At 57.1% G+C, this 6,704-nt stretch carries 4 protein-coding genes and 1 pseudogene; all 5 read left to right on the forward strand.

Features of this window, described 5'->3' with window-relative positions; genetic code table 11:
* Positions 1-101, forward strand: a pseudogene (gene rplK / locus VN114_RS03845) (50S ribosomal protein L11); the annotation flags it as partial.
* Positions 101-796, forward strand: a complete 696-nt coding sequence (gene rplA, locus VN114_RS03850; protein WP_325512173.1) for a 50S ribosomal protein L1 — start codon at positions 101-103, stop codon at positions 794-796. The pseudogene rplK and the gene rplA, both read left to right, overlap by 1 nt.
* 351 nt (positions 797-1,147) lie before the next feature.
* Positions 1,148-1,645: a 50S ribosomal protein L10 gene (gene rplJ / locus VN114_RS03855; RefSeq protein WP_325512175.1), complete on the forward strand. Its 498-nt coding sequence runs from the start codon at positions 1,148-1,150 to the stop codon at positions 1,643-1,645.
* A gap of 77 nt (positions 1,646-1,722) precedes the next feature.
* Positions 1,723-2,103 (forward strand): 50S ribosomal protein L7/L12, encoded by a 381-nt coding sequence (gene rplL, locus VN114_RS03860; RefSeq protein WP_325512177.1) that lies wholly within the window; start codon positions 1,723-1,725, stop codon positions 2,101-2,103.
* A gap of 261 nt (positions 2,104-2,364) precedes the next feature.
* On the forward strand, positions 2,365-6,471 hold the full coding sequence (gene rpoB / locus VN114_RS03865; protein ID WP_325512179.1) for a DNA-directed RNA polymerase subunit beta: 4,107 nt from the start codon (positions 2,365-2,367) through the stop codon (positions 6,469-6,471).
* The last annotated feature ends 233 nt before the right edge of the window (positions 6,472-6,704 follow it).

Here is a 6,704-nt window from a genome sequence, read left to right on the forward strand (position 1 = left end):
AATTGAAAACCCCGGACCTGACCGCTGCCGATCTGGAAGCGGCCGTCCGCACGATCGCCGGTTCCGCGCGTTCGATGGGTATCACGGTGGAGGGTCTGTAATGGCTAAGTTATCCAAACGCGTCAAGGCAATCAAAGCCAAGGTCGATCGCACCAAAGCCTATCCGTTCGACAACGCTGTCGCGCTGATCAAGGAATGCGCATCGGCCAAGTTCGACGAATCGATCGACATTTCCGTGCAACTGGGCGTTGACGCCAAGAAGTCGGACCAGGTTGTGCGCGGCTCCGTTGTGCTGCCAGCCGGCACCGGTAAGACCGTCCGCGTTGCTGTTTTCGCAAGCGGTGAAAAGGCCGAGCAGGCGAAAGCCGCCGGTGCAGACATCGTCGGCATGGAAGATCTGGCTGACCGCATCAAGGCGGGCGACATGCCTTTTGATATCGTCATCGCGTCCCCAGATACGATGCGTATCGTCGGTACCTTGGGCCAAATCCTCGGCCCGCGCGGCATGATGCCGAACCCGAAAGTCGGCACGGTTACGCCGGACGTCGCGGGTGCGGTCAAGAATGCGAAAGCCGGTCAGGTGCAATACCGTACTGACAAGGCTGGCATCATCCACGCCACGATCGGCCGCAAGTCGTTCTCGGACGAAGCGCTGAAATCCAACCTGCTGGCTTTGATCGACGCCTTGAACAAGGCCAAGCCGGCAACCAGCAAAGGCGTATACCTGCGCAAGGTTTCGCTGTCGTCGACGATGGGTGCAGGTGTGCGCATCGATCAAACGACGCTGAGCGCCTAAGTATCAGAATCAAGTCCCGTCGCGTGCGGCGGGCGCATCTTTGGGCTGAAGCCGTTATTTCTTTTGCGGGACAAAGTTAAGCGTAGCGATACGCTGTCCCCAGCTGATTAAAGGGCTTCAGGCAATCAAAGACCGTTGGGCGGCGTGCATGCAGGATGGTGCACAAAGGTAAACGTCGAATCGGCAACGATCGATACCCAGCGCAGATGGTGTACCCGAACAAGTTTTGCAGCTCTCTTGCTGGTTTTGCCAGTATGGACTCCTAACTTCGGACGCCGTGTTCGAACCGATGCAAGGCAGGCAGCCAATCATGGCTGCGCAGGAGCCGAGCATCATTTTTGGAGGTTGATCTTGAGTCTCAATCTGAATGACAAAAAGGCCGTCGTTGCGGAGATCTCTGCCAAGGTAGCATCGGCACAGACCATCGTCGTGGCCGAATATCGTGGCATCCAGGTTGGTAACTTGACACAACTGCGCGCCAAAGCGCGTGCCGAAGGCGTGTACCTGCGCGTGTTGAAAAACACGCTCGCTCGTCGCGCTGTCGAAGGCACTGCGTTTGCTGGTCTCGCCTCCGAAATGACCGGTCCGTTGATTTATTCGATCTCGGACGATGCCGTTGCAGCAGCAAAAGTCATCAGCGACTTTGCCAAAACCAACGACAAGCTGGTCGTCAAGGCAGGCAATTACGCAGGCAAACCGCTCGATAAGGCGGGTGTTGCAGCGTTGGCCAACATTCCGAGCCGTGAAGTCCTCATTGCCCAGCTTATGGGCATCATGCAGGCTCCGGTTTCCGGCTTTGCACGTGGCTTGGCTGCTCTGGCAGCCAAAAAAGAAGCAGAAGCGGCGTAATTCCGCGTCATTCGCGGGCTGTTTCGGTTTCTGTCAAACCAATCTCGATGGTATTCAACAAAATTTAGGAGTTTCACATGGCAATTAGCAAAGACGACATCCTGGAAGCCGTAGGCGCGATGTCCGTAATGGATCTGAACGATCTGGTTAAAGCATTCGAAGAAAAATTCGGCGTGTCCGCAGCTGCAATGGCCGTTGCTGGTCCAGCAGGCGGCGCAGCAGGTGGCGCAGCAGCAGCTGAAGAACAAACCGAATTCACGGTTGTTCTGTCCGAAGTTGGCGCAAACAAAGTCGGCGTCATCAAGGCAGTTCGCGAAATCACCGGTCTGGGCCTGAAAGAAGCCAAGGATCTGGTCGACGGTGCACCGAAGCCAGTCAAAGAAGGCATCGCCAAAGCAGACGCAGAAGCAGCGAAGAAAAAACTGGAAGAAGCTGGCGCGAAAGCAGATCTCAAGTAATTTTGATTTCTGCGCCCGTCGCATCTTTGTAGTACCCGAGTCAAAGCACGGAACTGCCCGGAAGGGCGGTTCGGCTTTGGCTCCTTTGTCGTTTTTGAGCGTTGGCGGCAAGCCCGATCGACTTGATGTAATCTGGTGAGCTCTTTGCGTTTTTCGAGGACCGAAATTTGAGGTTTTAATGCACGAATGGCAATTTTGCGCCATTGCAAGCATTGAGCCCTGAAATCTCCATCCTTTCCCCCTGTCACTCACGGAGTGTCCATGCACTACTCATTTACTGAGAAGAAGCGCATTCGCAAGTCGTTTGCGAAACGCGCTAACGTCCACAACGTTCCGTTCCTGCTTGCCACGCAGCTCGAGTCATACCTGAGCTTCCTGCAAGCGGACAAAATCCCGTCCCAACGCAAGAATGAAGGCTTGCAATCCGCTTTTTCGTCGATTTTCCCTATCGTGTCGCACAATGGTTTTGCGCGCCTCGAATTCCTGTCGTATGTACTCGGCGATCCGCCGTTCGACGTCAAGGAATGCCAGCAGCGCGGCCTGACCTACGCATCGCCATTGCGCGCCAAGGTGCGCCTGGTGATCCTGGACAAGGAATCGCCGACCAAGCCGGTCGTGAAGGAAATGAAGGAGCAGGAAGTCTACATGGGCGAATTGCCGCTGATGACGACCACCGGTTCCTTCGTGATCAACGGTACTGAGCGTGTGATCGTGTCACAGTTGCATCGTTCGCCGGGCGTGTTCTTTGAACATGACCGCGGCAAGACGCACTCGTCCGGCAAGCTGCTGTTTTCGGCGCGCATCATTCCTTACCGCGGTTCGTGGCTCGATTACGAATTCGACCCGAAAGACATTCTGTTCTTCCGTGTCGACCGCCGCCGCAAGATGCCGGTCACGATCCTGCTGAAAGCAATCGGCATGACGCCGGAGCAGATTCTCGAAAACTTCTTCGTCTTCGATAACTTTAAGCTGCGTGAAGAAGGCGCGGAAATGGAATTCGTCGCCGAGCGTCTGCGCGGAGAGGTTGCGCGTTTCGACATCGCCGACAAGTCGGGCAAGGTGCTGGTTGCGAAAGACAAGCGTATCAACAGCAAGCATGTCCGCGATATTGAAGGCGCGGGCATCAAGCACATTTCGGTGCCGGAAGACTATCTGCTGGGACGCGTATTGGCGAAGAACATCGTCGACGGCGATACCGGCGAAGTGATCGCCAATGCCAACGACGAGTTGACCGAAGACGTGCTGGCCAAACTGCGCGAAGCCAAGGTCGACAGCATCCAGACGCTGTATACGAACGACCTGGATCAGGGCGCCTACATTTCGCAAACCTTGCGCATTGACGACACCGCCGACCAGATGGCTGCGCGCGTCGCGATCTACCGCATGATGCGTCCGGGCGAACCGCCAACCGAGGATTCGGTGGAAGCGCTGTTCAACGGCCTGTTCTATAACGCCGATCGTTACGATCTGTCGGCAGTTGGCCGCATGAAGTTCAACCGCCGCGTCGGCCGCGACGAGCTGACCGGTCCGATGACGCTGTCGAATGACGACATCCTGGCCGTGATCAAAATCCTGGTCGAGCTGCGCAATGGCCGCGGCGAAGTCGACGATATCGATCACCTTGGTAATCGCCGCGTGCGTTGCGTTGGCGAACTGGCGGAAAACCAGTTCCGTGCCGGCTTGGTGCGTGTCGAGCGCGCTGTCAAGGAACGTCTCGGCCAAGCCGAGGCTGACAACCTGATGCCGCATGACCTGATCAATTCCAAGCCGATCTCGGCAGCGATCCGCGAATTCTTCGGTTCCTCGCAGCTGTCGCAGTTCATGGACCAGACCAACCCGCTGTCCGAGATCACGCACAAGCGTCGCGTCTCCGCACTGGGTCCTGGCGGTCTGACCCGCGAGCGCGCAGGCTTCGAGGTGCGCGACGTGCACCCGACGCACTACGGCCGCGTGTGCCCGATCGAAACGCCGGAAGGCCCGAACATCGGTCTGATCAACTCGCTGGCATTGTATGCACGCCTGAACGAGTACGGCTTCCTCGAAACGCCGTACCGCAAGGTTGAAAACAGCAAGGTCACGAACCAGATCGATTACCTGTCGGCGATCGAAGAAGGCCGTTACATCATCGCCCAGGCGAACGCGACGATCGACAAATCCGGTCAGCTGTCCGATGAACTGGTGTCGGCACGTGAAGCCGGCGAAACCATCCTGGTCTCGCCTGAGCGCGTCCAGTACATGGACGTGGCGCCGGGTCAGGTCGTGTCGGTTGCAGCTTCGCTGATTCCGTTCCTCGAACACGATGACGCGAACCGCGCATTGATGGGTGCCAACATGCAACGCCAGGCTGTCCCTTGCCTGCGCCCTGAAAAAGCATTCGTCGGTACCGGTATCGAACGTACTGTTGCAGTCGACTCCGGCACCACGGTGCAGGCGTTGCGCGGCGGTGTGGTCGATTACATCGACGCAGGCCGCGTCGTGATTCGTGTCAATGACGATGAAGCGGCAGCGGGCGAAGTCGGTGTCGACATCTACAACCTGATCAAGTACACGCGTTCGAACCAGAACACCAACATCAACCAGCGTCCGATCGTGCAAGTGGGCGATCGCGTTGCACGCGGCGACGTGATCGCCGACGGCGCATCGACCGACCTGGGTGAACTGGCGCTGGGTCAGAACATGCTCGTGGCATTCATGCCGTGGAACGGATACAACTTCGAAGATTCGATCCTGATCTCGGAGAAAGTCGTGGCTGACGATCGCTACACCTCGATTCACATCGAAGAGCTGTCGGTCGTCGCACGTGACACCAAGCTGGGCGCAGAAGAAATCACGCGCGATATCTCGAACCTGGCTGAAAACCAGCTGGCGCGTCTGGATGAGTCCGGCATCGTTTACATCGGTGCAGAAGTCACCGCTGGCGACACGCTGGTCGGTAAAGTGACGCCGAAGGGTGAAACGCAGCTGACGCCGGAAGAGAAACTGCTGCGCGCGATCTTCGGTGAAAAAGCATCTGACGTGAAAGATACGTCGCTACGCGTTCCATCCGGCATGGTCGGGACCGTCATCGACGTGCAAGTCTTCACGCGTGAAGGTATCCAGCGTGACAAGCGCGCGCAACAGATCATCGACGATGAACTGCAGCGCTATCGCCTGGATCTGAACGACCAGCTGCGTATCGTCGAAGGCGATGCTTTCCAGCGTCTGGAAAAAATGCTGATCGGCAAAGTGGTCAACGGCGGTCCGAAGAAGATCGCCAAGGGCGCCAAGATCACCAAGGACTATCTGGCTGACCTGGACAAATACCACTGGTTCGACATTCGTCCTGCTGACGACGACGCAGCGAACGCGCTGGAAGCGATCAAGGAATCGATCGCCGAGAAGCGCCACCAGTTCGACCTCGCTTTCGAAGAGAAGCGCAAGAAGCTGACGCAAGGCGACGAACTGCCGCCAGGCGTGCAGAAGATGGTCAAGGTTTACCTCGCGGTCAAGCGTCGCCTGCAGCCTGGCGACAAGATGGCAGGTCGTCACGGCAACAAGGGTGTGGTGTCGCGCATCGTGCCGGTCGAAGACATGCCATACATGGCAGACGGTACGCCGGCTGACATCGTGCTGAATCCGCTGGGCGTGCCGTCGCGTATGAACGTCGGTCAGGTGCTGGAAGTTCACTTGGGTTGGGCGGCAAAAGGTTTGGGTCTGCGTATTGGTGAAATGCTGAAGGCGCAGGCAAAGGCAGCCGAACTGCGTAAATTCTTGAAAACGATTTACAACGAATCCGGCAAATCCGAAGACCTCGATAGCTTCTCCGATGACGAGATCCTGGAACTGGCAAGCAACTTGAAATATGGCGTGCCGTTCGCAACGCCGGTGTTCGATGGCGCGCACGAAGATGAGATCCGCCGCATGCTGGATCTGGCATACCCGGATCACATCGCCAAGCAGCTCGGCATGACGCCTTCGAAGAACCAGGTCACGATGTACGACGGGCGCACCGGTGAAGCGTTTGAGCGCACCGTCACTGTCGGTTACATGCACGTGCTGAAGCTGCACCATCTGGTCGACGACAAGATGCACGCGCGTTCGACCGGTCCTTACTCGCTGGTTACGCAGCAACCGCTGGGCGGCAAAGCGCAGTTCGGCGGTCAGCGTTTCGGCGAAATGGAAGTCTGGGCGCTGGAAGCTTACGGTGCATCGTACGTGCTGCAAGAGATGCTGACCGTGAAGTCGGACGACGTGAACGGCCGTACCAAGGTGTACGAAAACCTGGTCAAGGGCGATCACGTGATCGACGCCGGCATGCCGGAATCCTTCAACGTGTTGGTGAAGGAAATCCGCTCGCTGGGTATCGACATTGACCTCGAAAGAGATTAAGTCGCGCTGGACAGACGCCTTGTTGATTGTGGGACAGAGTTTGTGAGTCGCGAAGGCGGCGAATTACTCTGTCCCCAACTAATGGTCCGGTTTGTGGGACAGAGTTTGTGAGCCGCGAAGGCGGCGAATTACTCTGTCCCCAACTGACTAGGAAGACGTTCAAGTTTCAGCGGAATTCAGCAGTACAAAAGATTCAGAAGTAAGCAGCAAAGAATTGTCATCTGTCCCGGTAT

Origin of the sequence: Oxalicibacterium sp. (assembly GCF_035565035.1) — a bacterium.
Taxonomy (GTDB): Bacteria; Pseudomonadota; Gammaproteobacteria; order Burkholderiales; family Burkholderiaceae_D; genus Oxalicibacterium.